This is a genomic window from Nonomuraea turkmeniaca (genome assembly GCF_005889735.1).
In the GTDB taxonomy this organism is placed as follows: domain Bacteria; phylum Actinomycetota; class Actinomycetes; order Streptosporangiales; family Streptosporangiaceae; genus Nonomuraea; species Nonomuraea turkmeniaca.
Window position 1 is genome coordinate 1 of record NZ_VCKY01000241.1, and the last position, 16,163, is coordinate 16,163.

The following is a 16,163-nucleotide window of genomic DNA, read 5'->3' on the forward strand; positions in this document are numbered from 1 at the left end:
CCTTCCGAGTGCTCAACTTGGCAGCCGTACCATCCGCGCAATAGCGTTCGCACCATGCGGACCTTCGCGAATGTTCAGGAGCTCAAGGCGGCCGTCGGCGAGACGTTCGGCCCGACCGAGTGGCGCACCGTCACCCAGGAACAGGTCAACCTCTTCGCCGACGCCACCGATGACCACCAGTGGATCCATGTGGACGTGGAGCGGGCGAAGGAGGGACCGTTCGGCGGGACGATCGCGCACGGCTACCTGACGCTGTCGCTGCTGCCGTCGTTCATGTTCGAGATGGTCCAGGTGCAGGGCATCGCGATGGGCGTCAACTACGGCCTGAACAAGGTCCGCTTCCCCAGGCCGGTGCCCGTGGGCGCGCGGGTCAGGGCCGTGGGCGAGCTCACCGACGTCAAGGGCACCCCCGCCGGCTACCTGTCCAATCTGAAGGTGACGATCGAGATCGAGGGCGAGAGGCGCCCTGCTTGTGTGGCCGAGACCCTCAGCCTGTACGTTCCCGTCACACAATGATCGCGGCCAGTGCCACCAGGGCGATCAGGCCCAGGTAAGCCAGTACGAGCCGGGTGTCCCTCAGCAGGCACTTGCTCCGCGTCAGCCCGGCTCGGCGCGCCTTCCAGTAACCGGCGAACCCGAGCACCGCGAACCCCAGCACCGCCCACGGCCCGAGCAGCCAGGCCAGCAGCGCCACGGTCGCGTAGACGCACAACCTGAGCGGGTCGTACTGCTGCTTCATGAGGCCACCGCCGACAGTCGTTGCCGGGAGAGCTGCGGCCAGGCCTGGACGGCGCAGAACGGCGCGCACTGGTCCTGCTCGGCCCGCGTGCCGACGTGCACGCAGCACTGCATGAGCCGTTCCTCGATCATCGTGGAGATGTCCATGAACGGCTTGATCGTGATGCGCACCACCCGCTCCCCCAGCATCCTGCGCAGCTTCCTGCGTCGGCCCGGCAGCGCCGACGAGGCGAGGGCGAGGAGGGTGGAGACGCCGAGGTCGCAGTTCTCGCAGATGTTCCGCCACAGGTCGCCGATCTGGGGGTGGGACAGTGACGACTGCTCGGACAGCAGGCCGAGCAGGGATTCCTGGACGGCCAGCCGCAGTTCCTTCGGGATCTCGCTGTCGGCGATGCGGTTGGAGACCAGGCCGAGGTTCTCCTTGAGGCGGTCGTGGCCGATCAGTGCCGTGAGTGAGCGCCACTGCTGCGCGTCGTCGCGGATGAGGTAGCCGACCGAGCAGCAGTGGGGGTGGGAGCAGGGCAGGGCGGTGAGGTCACGCCAGGTCACCAGGCCGCCGGTCTGCGGGCCGAGGCGTTTGAGCACGCCGGTGTGGGTGAGCCTGTCCATCGGGTCGATGGTGCCCGATCGCCCCGAACCGAACTGGGGTTGCAGGGAGACGCCTCCGATGTACGGGATGTCGAGCGCGAGGCGTACGACGTCGCCGATCTCGCCGTCGTTGACGCCCAGCGCGGCCGTCATGACCAGGGTGGTGAAGATCTCCCGCTCCGACAGGCGTTCGACGGCCGCGGCCTTGATCCGGCGCAGGTCGCCGCCTCGGTGGTGCCGCGAGGCGTTCTCGGAGGAGCCGTCGTACTGGAGGTAGACCTCCACCCGCTCCCTGTGCTCGGTGAGCAGGTCGAGGAGCGAGTCGTCCCTGGCGATGAGGACGCCGTTGGTGTTGATCAGGATGCGGGTGATCGGGCGCTGTTCGAGCTCGGCCAGGAGGGTTTTGAGCTCGGGGTGGAGGGTGGGCTCGCCACCGCTCAGCATGAGGACGTCGAGGCGGCCGTTCTCCCTTTCGAGGCGTTGGTCCACGTTCGCGAGGATGTCGGGGACGGGGACGACGCCGGCGAGGTCAGGGGAGCTGTCGGCGAAGCAGGTGGGACAGCGGAGGTTGCAGATCTCGGCGATGTCCTCGAGGAGGATGCAGGTGTGCTGGGTCTGCATCTCGGGGAGGCCGTTGAGGTAGGCGAGGGGGATCGGAGCGAAGTTTCCCGATATATCCGGTACGTGCTGCTTTGTCGGAGCGGTCCATTCCTCCAAATATTTGAGGATTTCTGGATCTTCGTCGTACAAAGTCCGTATGAGGCCGTGTTTGCGGCAGCCGCGCTCCAGCCATACCCGGCCGTCGCGTTCGGCCAGGTAGCCGGTCAACCGCTCGACCTGATCGAGGTCCTGGCCGTGGCACTGCGGACAGAACGCGTTGACGTACCTGAGGATGCGGTCGCCCCGCAGGCCCATCCCTGTGCTCATGTCATGACCTTCCGCTGGAAAAGAGGATCGTAGTAGCCGCGTCGCCAGCCGTACGCGAGCCTGATCCCGAGCAGCGGCAGTCCCACCATCAGGAACCACTGAGGCCCGGTCAGACCGAGCCAGAGCGTCTCGTTGGCCCTGGTGAACTCAACGACGAAACGGAACGCGGCGTACCCGGCGAGATAGAGGGTGAGCAGCTCGCCGGGCTGCGTGAGCCTCTTGCGTGCCCACATGAGCGCGACGAAGGCGGCGAGCTGAAAGATGATCTCGTAGATGAACGACGGGTGCATGGCCTCGCCGGTGAGGCAGCCGGGGCACTCGGGCGTGGTCGGCGGAGCATGCACGCCCCAGGGCAGACCGGTCGGCCGGCCCGGGGCCTCGGTGAGATGACAGCCGATCCTGCCCACCGCCATGCCGAGCGCGACGGCCGGGGCGAACAGGTCGCCGGTGCGTTCCTTGTAGCCGATGAACTTCTTGGCGGCGAGCACGCCCACGTACGCGCCGGTCAGGCCGCCGAGGATGCTGCGGGAGCCGTACAACCAGAGGCTCTGGAGGTTCAGCGTCTCGAGCCAGCCCGCCAGGCGCATGCCGATGGCGCCGCCGACCAGGGCGCCGGTGACGGCTATCAGCGACTGCTCGTTGAGGGCGCCGCGCCTTCTTGCCTCCCGTACGAAGACGACAGAGGCCGTGAAGACGCCCAGGCCTACGAATATCTCGTGATAAGGAGGCATGTCAGGCGTACAGGCTCGGGTTCAGGCCGGTGCAGATCCCGGCGGACAGGACCGACCACAGCGCCCACCCGATCATGAGCCCGAGCCCGAGGCCCCTCGTCCAGGATTTGCGGATGATCAGGAGGCCGATGCCGACACCCAGGCCGACGAGGATGAGCACCGCCGCACCGGCCACCACGTAGGGGGTGTTGGCGCCGTTCGAGTCCATGGTGGCGACGAAGATGAAGAAACCGACGATGACGTTTGAGCACGCTGTAGAGCGCCAGGCCGGCGAACGTCAGCCCGATGAGCACGCCGATGGATGCGCCGTCGGACGGGGATGGGGGCGGCGGCGGTCCATACGACGGGCGATTCGGGCCGTGCGGTGGGTGGTTCGGACCGTACGGCGGGCGATTCGAGCCGTACGGCGGGCCGCCCGGAGGCGGTGGCGGTGGCGGTGGCGGTGGCATGTTCATCGGTCGGCTAACCCCCAAGTCGCCATCAGACCAGGGACCGCCGACTGGCATCCGATCAACATGTCCATCTATGCGTACAGCCCGGGGTTGAGCCCCGTGCAGTAGCCGACCGTGACGATCGATGTGAGTGACCACCCGATCATCAGGCCCACTCCCAGCCCTATGGACCACGACCTCCGCAGCAGTACGAAGACCACGCCCGCACCGATGCCGACGAGCGCCAGAACCCCGGCCGCCACGCCGAACGCCACCTCCGATCCGACGTTCAGGGCGACGAGGCCGACGATCACGTTGACGACGAGGTAGCCGAAGAATCCGGCGAACGCCAACCCGACGATCAACCCAGGCCGGCGAGGCGACTCTGGATTCGGCCCTGGAGGCGGCGGCGGTGTGCTCACGCGGCACACATTACGGCTCTATGTGCCTCCTGAGTAGTAAATCGCCGCCTGTACCCGGCTCTTCAGTCCCAGCTTGTTGAGCACCCGGCTGACATGCGTCTTCGTCGTGGCCTCCGCCATGTCCAGCTCTTCGGCGATCTCGGCGTTGGACATGCCGCGCCCTATGCAGGCCAGCACCTCCCGCTCCCGGGGCGTCAGGCTCTCCTGACCGGCGGCCTGCTCCCTTCGCGACGGCGTTGACTGCTCGGCGAAGGCCGCGATCAACTTCCGGGTGACCCCTGGCGAGATCAACCCGTCCCCGCGCGCTACCAGCCGGACCGCTTCCACCAGGGACTCGGCATCCGTGTTCTTCAACAGGAACCCGGCCGCGCCCGCCCGCAGGGCGCCGAAAACGTACTCGTCGACATCGAACGTCGTCAGGATCAGCACATCGCTGACCCCCGCCAACTCCCTGGTGGCCGAGATGCCGTCCAGGCGTGGCATGCGGACGTCCATCAGCACCACGTCGGGCCGCAGCTCCCTGGCCATGGCAACGGCCTGCTCCCCGTCACCCGCCTCGCCCACGACCTCGATGTCGGACACGCCGTCGAGGATCAAGGCGATCCCGGCCCGGACCGCCGCATGATCGTCGGCCACCAACACCCTGATCGTCACCGGCTCACCGCCACCCCACCGCCGTTGTCGGTCACAGAGAAATGGTCGTCGGAGGCGGGCAACACGGCGAGCACCCGCCACCGCCCGGGCTGGCTGTGCAGTCCGGCCTCGAGAGAACCTCCGACCAACGAGGCCCGCTCCCGCATACCGATCAACCCGGCCCCCGCTCCCGCCCCGGGCAAACGCATTCCATCCACTCCCACGACGTTCTCAACCGCGATCACAACCCGCGCGGCCTCATACGAGACCACGACATCAACCGGCGAATCCCCGTACTTGAGCGCATTGGTCAACGCCTCCTGGAGAATCCGGTAGCCCGCCAGGTCGACAGAGGCAGGCACCTCACGAGGCACCCCGTCGACCCGCAGACCGGCGGCGAGCCCTGCCCGCGTGACCCGCTCCACCAAGGTCTCCGCATCCGCCAGCCGCGGCCGGGTGGCCTCCGGCTCCTCCCCTTCCTGCCGTAACAACCCGATCATGGAGCGCATCTCGGCCATCCCCTTGACGCTGTTCTCCCGTACGGACTCCATGACCTTCCGGACCGTCCCCGGATCAAGATCCGTACGAGAGAGCGCAGCCGTGGACTGGATGGCGATCGCACTGAAGTGATTGGCGATCATGTCGTGCAACTCGCGCGCCATCCGCGTACGCTCCGCCGCGACCGCCGCCTGCCGATCGAGCTCCGCCAGATGCGCCACCTGCTCCGCCCGCGCCCGCTCGGCCGCCGCCCGATCCCGCTGCTCCCGCAGCACCAGGGCCGTCGTGACCGGCGTGACCAGCACCAGCCCCGCCTGAATCCCTATCACGGCCAGCACTCGCCAGTCCTCCGCGATGAACCCGGCCACCGCCCCGCCCACAACCGCCAGCGTGGCCGTCACACCGAGCAACACCCGAGCCAATCGCGCCGGCCCATAGAGCACGGCCGCGTACAGATTGTCGGTGAACACGAGCACAGTCCCCAGGGACGGCCCCACGAACGCGTCGAGGGTGACCGCGACCACCCCGAGCCCCAGCGACACGAGCGGCGCCCGCTGCCGCACCAGAACTCCCGCGCAAGTGATCGCCAGGGGCACGACGAGCACCCACCCGGGCAGCCCACGCTCGATATAGGCACCACCCGCGATCAGCACCACACCCGTCGCGAAAGCCAGCACGACCCCCAGCACGACCCACTTCATGTCCCCTATCTCACCACCCCGGCCCCCTGCCGCCCTCCTGCGAGGGACCTGCCTGTGGATACACACTTCGATGTATCCACAGGCAGGTGGGACCCGGCCGGCGGCTCATGACTGCGGTATCTGGTTCGAGGCACTCCCCAAAACCCGCTATGCTTGCTTACGCAGCGAGCGGCCGTAGCTCAATGGATAGAGCATCTGACTACGGATCAGAAGGTTACGGGTTCGACTCCTGTCGGCCGCGCAACACAGTCCCCTATCAGCGGAAACGCTGGTGGGGGATCTTCTTTTGTGCATACCATGGCGCTCCCTAAGCATCTGATTCGCGAAAATGCTCCCCTCCCTCGACCCTCACGAGGAGCCCCGTGGACCAGCACAACCTCCTCACATGGCGCGATTTCGAGCGCGATCTGAAGCTCGCCAACCGCTCCCCGCGCACCATCCAGTCCTACGAGGAAGCCGTCCTCCAACTCCTTGAGTTCCACACCGACGGTGGCGCACCCGAACCGGACCTCGCCGATCTCACCAAGACCGAGATCAGCGACTACCTCCTCCACGTGAAGGAACAGCACTCGGCGAGCACGGCCGGCAACCGCTTCCGCAGCCTTCGCCGCCTCTACAACTGGATGGCCAGGGAAGAGATCATCGACAAGTCGCCCATGGCGTCCATCAGCGAACCCAAGGGCGAGGACAAGCCGATCCCCATTCCGGCCATCGACGACGTCAGAGCCCTGCTCGACACGTGCAGGGGCACTCGCTACGCGACGAGGCGATCATCCGGCTGTTCTGCGAGCCGGGAGCACCACGAGTCGCCGAGATGGCCAGCGTGCTCGTTGAGCGCGTCGACTTCACCGCAAGACGTCGTGGTCATCCTGGGCAAGGGGAAGAAGTGGCGGTCTGTACCCTTCGGGGCCAAGACGGGAAAGGCATTAACGCGGTACCTCCGCGCACGGGCCAAGCACCCGTTGGCGCGCCTGGAGGCATGTGGCTCGGCGCCCGCGGCAAACAACTCACCCCCTCGGGCATCTATCAGATGATCGAGCGGCGCTGTGACCTCGCCGGAATCGGCCGGATCCACCCGCACCAGCTCCGCCACTTCGCGGCCGACGCCTGGTTCGCGGCCGGCGGTTCCGATCAGGACGGCATGCGCCTTTTCGGCTGGTCGTCGCTGGACATGCCTCGCCGGTACGGCCGGGCCAACGCCGAGCAGCGTGCTATTGAGGCGCACCGGAGGATGGCGCTGGGCGACCAACTCTGACCAATCCAGCATGGCGGTACACCTCGGCGGCTACTGCGGCGTCCTCTCCCCCGTCCACAGCACTCGTCTCTGGAGTCACCTTGCGCCCTCTATTAGCCGGGCCGGTGCAATCGTGAGCGGCCCCGACCCCCAATACGGCCAGTTCCCCTACGGGCAGCCGCCGCCCCAGCAACCGCCGCCGGTAGCCGGTCACCGCGCTCCCCGCCGGCTGCCCTTGCCGCTGCTGATCCTCGCCATAGGCGTGCCCGCCCTGCTGCTCGGTGTCGCTCTTGGCACCGGCGGAACACTGCTGCTGGGCCAGCTCGCCAAACCGGCCGCGTCGCCGACGCCCTCGACCATCGCCGTGTCGGGAAGTGTGACCCTCAAGGACGGGTTCGGCACCGAAGGGGCCCCCTGTAGCGGAGACGGCGGATTCAACGACATCCGCGAAGGGGCGCAGGTCGTCATCACCGACGCCACGCAAGTGACCCTCGCTGTTGGGTCGTTGGGGGCCGGGAAGCGGGACAAGGCGGGTCAGTGCGAGTTCGCCTTCGCCATAACCGCCCCGACCGGCCACGACTTCTACGGCATCGAGGTCAGCCACCGAGGGCGGCTGCAGTATTCGGCCTCCCAGATCAGCTCCCCGTTGTTTCTCTCGCTGGGCGACTGAGGGGCCTTACAAAGGCAGCGGCCCCCCGGACTACCCAAGCCGGGGGGCCTTCGATGTTGCCGCCATGTGCGGCGCCAGCGGCGTTTAAGAGGACAGGTCAGTCCTGACGATGTGCGCTCTGCCATTGAGCCACCGCGGCACGAAGAGCCGCGGGCCGGATTCGAACCGGCATCTCAACAATCACAGCCTGTCCTCGGTTGATCTGGCGCTCGACGGTCAATGCTGAGCTTAGAGCGAGAATCTGAACTTGATCGGCTGCCTCTACCTCTTGGGCTACCCGGGCCCGTGGTGCCCGGGGAAGGTTTCGAACCCCCACTGTCGCCGCTTGTCAGCTTCAGCCTGAGCTTCAGCTTTGCGCCCTACGGCGCACCCCGCGCTCAACGGGGAGTCTCGGTTAGGCGAACAGGTACGAGAACACGGCGTCGCCAACCTGGCGGTCATCGACGGTGGTTCCGTTGGCCTCTTCGCGGGCGTACTTCACGGCGTCCTGCAGCTTCTGCACCCGGGCCAGCAGCTCGTTGACGCGGCGGGCCGGCAGTGCGCCGGAGAACGCGGTCTTGGTCCAGTAGCCGACGACGATGTCTTCGGTGAACACCTGCACCTGCGCGGGGTGCTTGTCCGTCGCCTCCGCCAGGACGTGGTTGCGGGGGACCTTCTTGGTGCGGGTCGTCTTGACCGGCTCGGTCCGCCACGCCTCGCTGTTGGGGTCGAGCGTCCAAGTCTCGGCCGGGTCCAGCGTCGGCAGCTTCGACACGAACGTGTGCAGGTCGACGAGCTGCTTCTCCAAGAACAGCAGGAACGTGACCGGCGCCTGCTCGATGAGGGTCTGGCCGTCCACGATGACGTCAGCCTTGGCGACGGTGTTCGTCCAGTCCTTCGTCGCGGTCACGTCGAACAGCTTCGCGAGAGCCTTCGCCACATCGGTGAGAACCTGCTCAGCCTTCACCTGCACGCGGGTCGACTCCGGCGGCAACTGCTCGCCCTCATCGTCGATCGGCTGGTAGGTGCGCGATAGGCCCGACAGCAGCGGAGCCTTTTGAATGGTGTGGTAGGCGTCCGTAACCGACCGCTGCGAGCTGGCCTTGACGCCCTTCTCCACGGCGAGAATCTGGTTCAGCTTCGCCACGGCGAGGGTCCGTTCCGTGAGGGTTGACGGGATAGAGCAGATCGTACAGCGATTCCCGAATGGCCGCGCAACTTGTATAGCTGGTGGGTGAATCGCTGGGCGAATCGCTCAGTCGGTTAGGGCCGCTACTCCCCCGCTGGCCAGTTCGCGCGTGGCGAGACGTAGCTGCCGCGCTTCTCTACCGTGAACACCCAGCCTTGCTCGCGCAGCAGCGCCACCGCCCGGCGGACGGTCCCCTTCGCCACGTGGTACTGCTGGCGGAGCGTGGTCTCGCTCGGGATCGGGTAGTCGGGACGCAGCTCGCCGGCCTTGATGCGCTGGGCGATGTCGGCGGCGATCCGCTCGTACGGCTTGGTCGTCTGCGAGACGCGGGGCGCGTCCTCCGGGCCGACGAACGTTCCCCGGCCGGGCACGAGGTAGACGATCCCTTCCTCGCGAAGCAGGCGGAGAGCCTTGGTGGCGGTGATCCGCGACACCTCGAACTCGTCCTCGATCTGCTGCTCGCTGGGCACGGCGTGGCCAGGCGGGATCGCGCCGCTGTCTATGCGGCGTCTGATCTCGTCGGCGACCTGCTGGTAGATCGGCACTGGTCCCTCACGTCTGACCACGCGGGCACGATAGATGAGCTATGTGGTGCCCTATTCAACCACTACGGCCCACTTGTCGAGATCATAAGATCTAATAGCCTAGATATATCTACCTCTAGACCAGATAGCTTGTCCAGGAGTATCTTAGTGGCATGGCCCCCTCCAACCCTCGGGAACGCATAGAGGACCTCCTGGCGCTTGCCGCACAGGTCGGACGGTCCGACACGTGCGGCTGCGGCGAACGGATCGTGGAACTCGGCACCGGCGCATAGCGCGCTGACCGGCACCCCATGGGCGAAGACCGCGTCCGCTGCAAGACATCCAAGGACGGGTACCACCACCCGGCCACCCCAGACGAAGGCGCGGCGGAGAAGCCGCGCCCCATCTCAATGCCGTGGCCTCGCCGCGACCCGCAGATGGGGACGGGAGACCTGCAGTGACTCTCCTGATCTGCCTCGACTGCGGCATCCCGGTTGAGGAGGTCGTCGACGACAAGACGGGCCGCTCATATCTGGAGGCTGCACGAGCCCAGCCCGGCTACAAGCCCCGGGAGTGCCCGAAGGGCGGCGGCCACAAGGTGTACCAGGTCATCCCGGACCCGGAGGACCGGTCGTGAGCCGCGCCGTCATCCGTGCATGGATGGACCGTGAGGGCCGCGTGTGGATGGAGACCGGTCAGAAACAACCCAAGACCGGAGAGATGATCATCGAGCTGTTGAACGGCCACGCTAGCGGATCTGTCGCCTGGGTCAACGCGCAGTTCGGCCCGCTGGAGCGGCTCGGCGTCCAGCGTGAACCCAAGGACAACGGGGCCAGCACATAAGACCCACCCCCGCCCGGGATCGAGGGACGGCGCGGGCGGGGGTGCTAGACGGCCGTCCCCGGAGGGGTTCCGCGCAGCCATGGTGGTGGCGCCGCAGCGGATCTATTTGGACCCTCCGGGGGCGGCACTCCAACTCCATAAACGACAAAGGACCTACCGCCCGGCGGGAACCAGGCGGCAGGCCCTTACAACCGGACTCCCGACTGATCCGAGAGGCCCGATCGGTGCACAACCTACTTGTATTACCTGACGCTGTCCGCCCCTTCCTGCCTTGGATTTGCTCGGCTTGAAGGCCGCCGCCGGCGTCGTTGGCGTGCTCGCCGCCTGGCGTCTGTGGCGGTGGGGATGGCCCCGGTTGATCGCCTACGCGCCAGAGAACATCCTCACAATCCTGGCCGCCGGCATTGCCACGGGCGTGTCCGCGCAGGGCATGTGGCGCTTCTCCGAAGACGTTCTCGGCTTGGACGGGCCGCTCAGGTTGCTGCTGTTCGCGTTCATCGAGATCGCAATCATCACCAGCGCTGTCCGCGCCCGCCGCAACATGCGAGAGAACTACTCCGCCGGCATCGACGGCATCGCCGTATGGGCGCTCACCGTCCTCACCGCCGTGCTGTCGGCCATGGACGCGCGCAGCCTTCCCGAGGCCGTGTTCCGGCTCGCCGCTCCCCTCGTGGCCGCCTGGCTGTGGGAGCGCGGGATGGCCATCGAACGCCACCGCATCCGTGGCACCGGCCGCATCAACTGGCGGCTCACGCCGGAGCGGGTGATGGTGTGGCTGCGCCTGGCGGAGACGACTGACCGGACGGCCGGCGAGGTGGATGCGCAGCGGCGGCTTACCCGCCTTGCTCTGGCGGCGAAGCGCGCCCGCGAGCTCCGCGACGTCGGCGCGCCCGAGCGCAATCGTCGCGCCGCGCTGGCACGCCTGGACAAGGCGTTCGAGTCCGCCGCAGAACACACCGGGCTCGGCCGCGACAGCGTCATGCAGGAGCGGGTCCGCGCCGAGGTGGCCGCCCTGTACAGCGCGGGCAGCCTCATGGACGTGACGCCGGACTCCGCTTGGGTGGCGCCGGTGGAGGAGCCGTTCTCGCGGCTCGCCGATGAGACGGAGCGGTTGAACGTGATCCTCGCCGACCAGCACGAGGCCAAGTCCACCATTGCGAATCTGGCCATGCTCGCCGCGGACGCGACCCGTCAACACCTGGTTCCCGTGACCGGGCGTGTGACTCCCAGTGTGATCACAGGGCGGGTCACATCTCCAGTCACAAACGGGTCCGTCGTCCCGCCTGGCGCCGTGCCCGTGGCTCCGCTCCCTGTGACACCCGGTGTGACTTCCCCTGTGACCCGCCCGGAGGTCACACCAGAGCTCACATTCGAGGTCACAGACCCCGGCGTGTTCAACCTCGAACGGATGCTCGCCAATGACCCTTATGTGACCCCGCTTGTGACCTTCGATGTGACCTCTGGTGTGACTGACGGCGAGGTCACGGAAGACGCTGACGAGGCGTCGAAGACGCAGGTCATGCGAGACCACTGGGACGCGGAAGTGGCTGAGGACCGCTACCCCACTCCGAAGGAACTCGCCGCACATGCAGGCGTCCACCCCAGCCTCGCCTCCCGCAAGCGGCGGGAGTGGGTGGCGGAGCTGCCGTGGTGGAAGCGACGCAAGGCCGACCCGAAGAAGGTGAACGCATGATCACGTCGCTCATCTACTGCGCCGCAGTGCTCGCCCTGGCGGGGGGTTGGCGACGGTCCCGATACGACGGCACTCCCCCGTGGATCTGGTGGCGAGAGCAGCGTGCCCACCGCCGCCCAGGCCACATCCTCGGCCGACTCGCCAAGACGGTGCTCGGCGCCGGGCTGCTGGTCGGCTCCGCCGTCGTCGCGCTGCTTCTGCTCGGCGCGGTGGTGACCGGCGTCCTGCTGTGCCTGGTGTTGGCATGGGCGTGGTGGCGGCTGCGCTGCGCCGCCCGGGCGTCGGCCCCACGCCTGCTCCCCTTCGAGCTGGCCGACCCACATGACCTCCCCTTGGACGAGACCCCGCGGCCTGAGACTCGCCGCGGTCTGGAGATGTGATGGCCCGCCGTTCAGCTGACCTGGCCAAGTACCCGACGCGGAAACCGGAGCAGATCCGGTTGTACGGCCGGTACGCCGACGAGGTGCTCGGCGACCTCGCCTCGGAGTTCGAGTGCCGCCGCAAGGAACTGGTGAAGCGCATCTACGCCCTGTTGAAGGAGGCCAAGCGGCAGGGCGTGGACCAGGGCGACGACAAGTACCTGCGAGCGATGCGCGCCACGGTGGGCCTGGTGACGGCGTCCGTGTGCGTGCGCCTGGCCCGGGCCGGGGTGCGTTCGCTGTACCCGAACTTCGAGAAGCACTGTGGCGCCGCTGTCGATGGGTTGCGTGACAAGCAGTACGGCAAGGGCAAGGGACGGCCGAGGCCGCCCGAGGACGAGAAGATGGAACTTTGAGCGTAATCACGAACGAGACCCTGCGTGAGCAGCGCAAGGCCGAACGGAAGCTGCGCCGCCAGATCAGCGACGTCGGCGGCGAACTGTCGCAGTTCTGGCGCGTCCTGGCCCCCTGGCTGCTGCTGGTCGCCGCGCTCGTGCTGGCGCCGCTGGCGTGGCTGCTGACGTCACTCGGCGGCGTCCAGGTGTTCACCGCCGCATGCATAGCGGTGGCGGGCGTCGTCATGCTCGGCGTCTCGGTGCATCTGACCCGCGGGCGTTTGACGCTCGGCCGGGCGCACGAGCTGTTCAACGTGTCCGCCCCCGTCGCCCTCATCGCGTACACGGTGGCGTTCGGCCCGGACAAGTATGCGCTCATCGGCGGTGGCGTGTTCGGCGTCACGTCCGCGATCGTGTGGAACCGCCGCCACACCAGTTCGGCGATGCGCGAGCTGGAGAAGGTAGGCCGCGGACACAACGCGGCGGGGCACCTGCCGGATGCGTGGCGGGCGTTCGCGGCCGAGCACATGCCGCAGGTGTCCGACTCCACCCTGACCGTGTTCACCAACACGCCGGACGTGCTGCATGCCGGGCTGGAGCTCGGCGACGGCGAGGTGCCGAGCGACCTGAGCGAGCAGCTGATCGAGAAGCTGACCCGGTTCGCCGGCGGCATCCGCGGCGGGACGACGCTGCACATCGGCGACAAGCTCGACAAGATCGGCATCACGGTCATGCGGACCGACCCGCTGAAGCGACCGTTCGAGTGGCAGGGTCCGCTCGACCCGGGCGAGTCCATCCGGGAGCCGATCCGCGGCCTGGGCCGCTACCGCGACGGGGCCGACCTGACCTTGCACCTTCCGTACGTGCCGAACCTCACGCCTGACGGCGACGACAAGCCGCAGTCGCACATGATGATGATCGGCATGTCGAGGGCCGGGAAAGGTGAGGCTGGCGAGGAGATCGACGTCAACGTCATGACCCGCAGCGATTCCGCGGTCGTGCTGTGTGACGCGGTCAAGGCCGACCAGCAGCTCGGCGTCATCTCCAAGGGCGCCGTGTACGTGCTGGACAACCAGAACTCGATCCGCGCCTACTTCAACAAGCTGGTGTACGCCACCATCCCCGCCCGGGCGGCCTATCTCGGCGATCCGCGGCGGAACCCGCTCGGCAAGGTGTGCAAGGAGTGGGAGCCCGGCTGCGGGCTGACGTGGCTGCTCGTGCACGTGTACGAGGCTGCGGCGCTGTACAACAACCAGGACATGACGAAGCTCACCGAGCGGGCCGCTTCCGTGGGGATCGAGCTGCTGATCGAGGCGCAGAAAGGCATCCACGACCGGGTCGACACCAACGCCCGTTCCAACGCCGCCGACGTGCTGATGTTCGGCTGCAAGGAGCCCGACGACGCCGCTCTCGTCCTCCGGCCCGACCTGCTCGACGCGGGGGCCGCCCCGTGGGTGTGGCAGAACAAGCGGGCCGGGATGGTGCACACCGTCTTGTCGCATCTTCCCGCGGCCCGGCAGGCGATCCCGGCCCGGTTCGCGCGCAAGGCCCGCGACGGCGGCGACGTGGCCGCGGCGTTGGACGAGTACCTGCATCTTGCCGCCCCGCTCGACCCGATCACGGGGGCGACGTGGGGCGAACCGTTCGAGCGGTTCGTCGCATCGCGGTCGGCCAAGCTCAACCGGGCCCCCAAGCAGTACGCGTTTGCTGGTGCCCGGGGGCCGGTCCTGGCCGGCGCCGTGCTGCTCGACGAGCGCCCATCGGCCCCCGTCCTGGTGGCCGATGACAGGCCGGACGTCGACGCGGGGTTCGACCTCGGCGACCCGCACGATGATGAGGCCGAACCCGACGAGGAGTCCGAGCGTGCCCAGTTGACGCGGGTGGCCGAGACGGTCGTCGGTGATATGGCGATCGCTCTGGACGGCTCCCCCGAGGCGGGGCAGGTCCTCCACCAGGCCGTCGACACGCTGGAGCGCTACGGCGATGACTAGGCCGAACCGGACGGCGGCATGCGGCCCGGGCGTGACATGGATTTCCCCGACGACCCCGACGATGCGCACTTCGAGCCGATTGTGAGCCGCGCCACCGACCTGCGGATCTTCGAGCGCCCACACGAGTACGACGCTTACCTGAAGGCGGGCGTGCCTGTGTTCTTGATGCCCGGCGAATCGAAGATCGACGAACGCAAGGCACTGATCTCCGTCTGCCTCTCGGCGATGTGCAGCGTGGCCAGCCAACGAGGCGCCGGGGTCTGGCGCCTCACCGCAAGCGGGCCGGAGAGGTACGAGGCGCCGGCCGCACGCTCCAAGCGACGCCGATCTCAGCGGAAGGCGTAGCCGTACAACGCGAAGAGAGCCCCCGCCCCGATCCCGAAGGATCGAAGCGGGGGCCTTCCGCGTTTCCAGGCAGCGGCTACCTGACGATACGACTGATCAGCGCGACATTGAAAGGGGCCGGGCGGCCCGTAGGCGAGCCGACCCCGTACAGAGCATGTCCCGCCGCTTAACCACCCGTCAGCGGACGCCACGGCGTCCCGTGGCAGAGACGGACCTACGACGTCAGGCTCGCAGCAGGCGCGCCCGGGCGTCGGGCCGCCACAAGCGGACGTCGAGGCGCGCAGAGATTGCGACATACCGGCGACATACCGGAACGTGGTTGGATCTTGACCCGAAGTGACAACGTCAAGAGTTGGGGAACGGAGAACAATGCCGATGCTCGCAAGGAAGCTTGTAGTCGTAACCATGCTAAGCCTGGCAGCAGCAGGTACGTTGCTGGTCAGTGCCAGCGCCGCCAACGCGGCTTACCCGGTCTGCCAGTCAGGAGCCATCCGCGACGTTGGCCCCGACGCCGGCTGGGGCGAGTGCCTAGTCGGGGAGTATCGGGTAGTCCTCACCTGCAAAAACGTCAAAAACGGAGCACTTACGGCATACTACTACGGCAACTGGCGAACTTCGGGCCAGAGCTTTAAGTTCTGCGGAACCATGAAGCCTTACCTGCACAGCGTGAGTGTCCAGCGCCGCTGAGCGAGACCAAGGTGGGAGCGTCCATCGGCATGACCGACGCCGGGCGCGCACCCACCGGCGCGCGCTGGCTTTTCACGGCGAGGAACCGAGGGCGGCGACGATCTGGCCGTGAAGTGGCCCTCGGTAGGAGAGACGAGGCAGCATGAGGTCAGACCTCACATTGATCTGACGAAAGAAAGGGGTCGGGCCGCCCGTAGGCGACCCGACCCCGTACACGCTCGCTAGTACGGACGCTGCGTCCGGAAGCTGGCCGTGGTGACGTCTCCAGTGCCACCGGCCGCAATGGACGTGAGCAGCGACACCACCGCCGCCAGCCCAGCAGCGGACCCGACCACAGGCCAGGTCACGTCCAGCAGTCCGACCGCCTCGGTGCCGATGAGGCCAAGAGCCGCCTGAGCAGCGGTACGGACGGCGCGCTCTACCGCGTCGCCCCAGAACACTCCAGTTGCCCACTTCTTCATGTCTGCCTCCTACGGCTTGAAGACGTAGCCGCCGTTGTGGTCCCACGAGTAGCTGGACAGCACATCGCCGTTGGCCTTGGTCACCCAGGCCGTGTCGTTGTTGTTGTTGAAGAACTGGCCGGCG

At 67.5% G+C, this 16,163-nt stretch carries 21 protein-coding genes and 1 tRNA gene; 12 read left to right on the top strand and 10 right to left on the bottom strand.

Translation table 11 applies throughout. The features are described 5' to 3' along the window. Positions 1 to 54 precede the first annotated feature (54 nt). Positions 55 to 516: a MaoC family dehydratase gene (locus ETD86_RS44075; RefSeq protein ID WP_138672591.1), complete on the top strand. Its 462-nt coding sequence runs from the start codon at positions 55 to 57 to the stop codon at positions 514 to 516. Here the strand turns inward: ETD86_RS44075 and ETD86_RS44080 are convergent. The 7 genes from ETD86_RS44080 to ETD86_RS44115 form a co-directional block, all read right to left on the bottom strand. Beyond that, positions 506 to 739 (bottom strand): hypothetical protein, encoded by a 234-nt coding sequence (locus tag ETD86_RS44080; protein ID WP_138672592.1) that lies wholly within the window; start codon positions 737 to 739, stop codon positions 506 to 508. The two genes, ETD86_RS44075 and ETD86_RS44080, sit on opposite strands and share 11 nt — an antisense overlap. Continuing rightward, the gene (locus tag ETD86_RS44085; RefSeq protein WP_138672593.1) at positions 736 to 2,253 is read right to left on the bottom strand and encodes a radical SAM protein; all 1,518 of its coding nucleotides are present in this window, start codon (positions 2,251 to 2,253) and stop codon (positions 736 to 738) included. Before ETD86_RS44085 ends, ETD86_RS44080 begins: the two co-directional genes overlap by 4 nt. Continuing rightward, positions 2,250 to 2,984, bottom strand: coding sequence for a prolipoprotein diacylglyceryl transferase (locus ETD86_RS44090; RefSeq protein ID WP_138672594.1), 735 nt, complete (start codon positions 2,982 to 2,984; stop codon positions 2,250 to 2,252). Before ETD86_RS44090 ends, ETD86_RS44085 begins: the two co-directional genes overlap by 4 nt. A 1-nt stretch (position 2,985) precedes the next feature. Next, positions 2,986 to 3,192: a hypothetical protein gene (locus ETD86_RS44095; RefSeq protein ID WP_138672595.1), complete on the bottom strand. Its 207-nt coding sequence runs from the start codon at positions 3,190 to 3,192 to the stop codon at positions 2,986 to 2,988. A gap of 315 nt (positions 3,193 to 3,507) precedes the next feature. Beyond that, positions 3,508 to 3,780 carry a hypothetical protein gene (locus ETD86_RS44105; RefSeq protein WP_170223587.1) on the bottom strand — a complete coding sequence of 91 codons (273 nt, stop codon included), beginning with the start codon at positions 3,778 to 3,780 and terminating at the stop codon, positions 3,508 to 3,510. Positions 3,781 to 3,855: 75 nt separating this feature from the next. Then, positions 3,856 to 4,491: a response regulator gene (locus ETD86_RS44110; protein WP_138672597.1), complete on the bottom strand. Its 636-nt coding sequence runs from the start codon at positions 4,489 to 4,491 to the stop codon at positions 3,856 to 3,858. Further along, the gene (locus ETD86_RS44115) at positions 4,488 to 5,669 is read right to left on the bottom strand and encodes a sensor histidine kinase (protein ID WP_138672598.1); all 1,182 of its coding nucleotides are present in this window, start codon (positions 5,667 to 5,669) and stop codon (positions 4,488 to 4,490) included. Before ETD86_RS44115 ends, ETD86_RS44110 begins: the two co-directional genes overlap by 4 nt. Positions 5,670 to 5,837: 168 nt before the next feature. Here ETD86_RS44115 and ETD86_RS44120 point away from each other — a divergent pair. The 4 genes from ETD86_RS44120 to ETD86_RS44135 all read left to right on the top strand — a co-directional run bounded on the left by ETD86_RS44120 (position 5,838) and on the right by ETD86_RS44135 (position 7,573). After that, positions 5,838 to 5,910 (top strand) — tRNA-Arg (locus tag ETD86_RS44120). Between the two features lie 121 nt (positions 5,911 to 6,031). Next, a complete protein-coding gene (locus ETD86_RS44125) occupies positions 6,032 to 6,703 on the top strand; it encodes a tyrosine-type recombinase/integrase (RefSeq protein ID WP_138672599.1) in 672 nt (223 codons plus the stop codon). After that, the gene (locus ETD86_RS56010) at positions 6,700 to 6,924 is read left to right on the top strand and encodes a tyrosine-type recombinase/integrase (RefSeq protein ID WP_246149220.1); all 225 of its coding nucleotides are present in this window, start codon (positions 6,700 to 6,702) and stop codon (positions 6,922 to 6,924) included. Before ETD86_RS44125 ends, ETD86_RS56010 begins: the two co-directional genes overlap by 4 nt. Positions 6,925 to 7,036: 112 nt before the next feature. Then, entirely contained in the window at positions 7,037 to 7,573 is a 537-nt protein-coding gene (locus ETD86_RS44135) for a hypothetical protein (protein WP_138672601.1), read from the top strand. A gap of 394 nt (positions 7,574 to 7,967) precedes the next feature. On the opposite strand, the gene ETD86_RS44140 is transcribed toward ETD86_RS44135, so the two are convergent. Beyond that, positions 7,968 to 8,699 (bottom strand): DUF7873 family protein, encoded by a 732-nt coding sequence (locus ETD86_RS44140; RefSeq protein WP_138672602.1) that lies wholly within the window; start codon positions 8,697 to 8,699, stop codon positions 7,968 to 7,970. A 125-nt stretch (positions 8,700 to 8,824) separates the two neighbouring features. After that, a complete protein-coding gene (locus ETD86_RS44145; protein WP_246149223.1) occupies positions 8,825 to 9,307 on the bottom strand; it encodes a GntR family transcriptional regulator in 483 nt (160 codons plus the stop codon). A 415-nt stretch (positions 9,308 to 9,722) separates the two neighbouring features. Here ETD86_RS44145 and ETD86_RS44150 point away from each other — a divergent pair, with 415 nt between their 5' ends. The 7 genes from ETD86_RS44150 to ETD86_RS44180 all read left to right on the top strand — a co-directional run bounded on the left by ETD86_RS44150 (position 9,723) and on the right by ETD86_RS44180 (position 14,891). Then, positions 9,723 to 9,902, top strand: coding sequence for a hypothetical protein (locus ETD86_RS44150; RefSeq protein WP_138672603.1), 180 nt, complete (start codon positions 9,723 to 9,725; stop codon positions 9,900 to 9,902). Beyond that, positions 9,899 to 10,108 carry a hypothetical protein gene (locus ETD86_RS44155; RefSeq protein ID WP_138672604.1) on the top strand — a complete coding sequence of 70 codons (210 nt, stop codon included), beginning with the start codon at positions 9,899 to 9,901 and terminating at the stop codon, positions 10,106 to 10,108. Before ETD86_RS44150 ends, ETD86_RS44155 begins: the two co-directional genes overlap by 4 nt. 286 nt (positions 10,109 to 10,394) lie before the next feature. Then, positions 10,395 to 11,801: a hypothetical protein gene (locus ETD86_RS57530; protein ID WP_211370692.1), complete on the top strand. Its 1,407-nt coding sequence runs from the start codon at positions 10,395 to 10,397 to the stop codon at positions 11,799 to 11,801. After that, positions 11,798 to 12,181 (top strand): hypothetical protein, encoded by a 384-nt coding sequence (locus tag ETD86_RS44165; protein ID WP_138672605.1) that lies wholly within the window; start codon positions 11,798 to 11,800, stop codon positions 12,179 to 12,181. Before ETD86_RS57530 ends, ETD86_RS44165 begins: the two co-directional genes overlap by 4 nt. After that, a complete protein-coding gene (locus tag ETD86_RS44170; protein WP_138672606.1) occupies positions 12,181 to 12,576 on the top strand; it encodes a hypothetical protein in 396 nt (131 codons plus the stop codon). Before ETD86_RS44165 ends, ETD86_RS44170 begins: the two co-directional genes overlap by 1 nt. Beyond that, positions 12,573 to 14,546, top strand: a complete 1,974-nt coding sequence (locus tag ETD86_RS44175) for a hypothetical protein (protein ID WP_138672607.1) — start codon at positions 12,573 to 12,575, stop codon at positions 14,544 to 14,546. Before ETD86_RS44170 ends, ETD86_RS44175 begins: the two co-directional genes overlap by 4 nt. Before the next feature lie 36 nt (positions 14,547 to 14,582). Then, positions 14,583 to 14,891 carry a hypothetical protein gene (locus ETD86_RS44180; protein WP_138672608.1) on the top strand — a complete coding sequence of 103 codons (309 nt, stop codon included), beginning with the start codon at positions 14,583 to 14,585 and terminating at the stop codon, positions 14,889 to 14,891. A gap of 908 nt (positions 14,892 to 15,799) precedes the next feature. Here the strand turns inward: ETD86_RS44180 and ETD86_RS44185 are convergent. Beyond that, positions 15,800 to 16,039 (bottom strand): holin, encoded by a 240-nt coding sequence (locus ETD86_RS44185; protein ID WP_138672609.1) that lies wholly within the window; start codon positions 16,037 to 16,039, stop codon positions 15,800 to 15,802. Positions 16,040 to 16,163 lie beyond the last annotated feature (124 nt).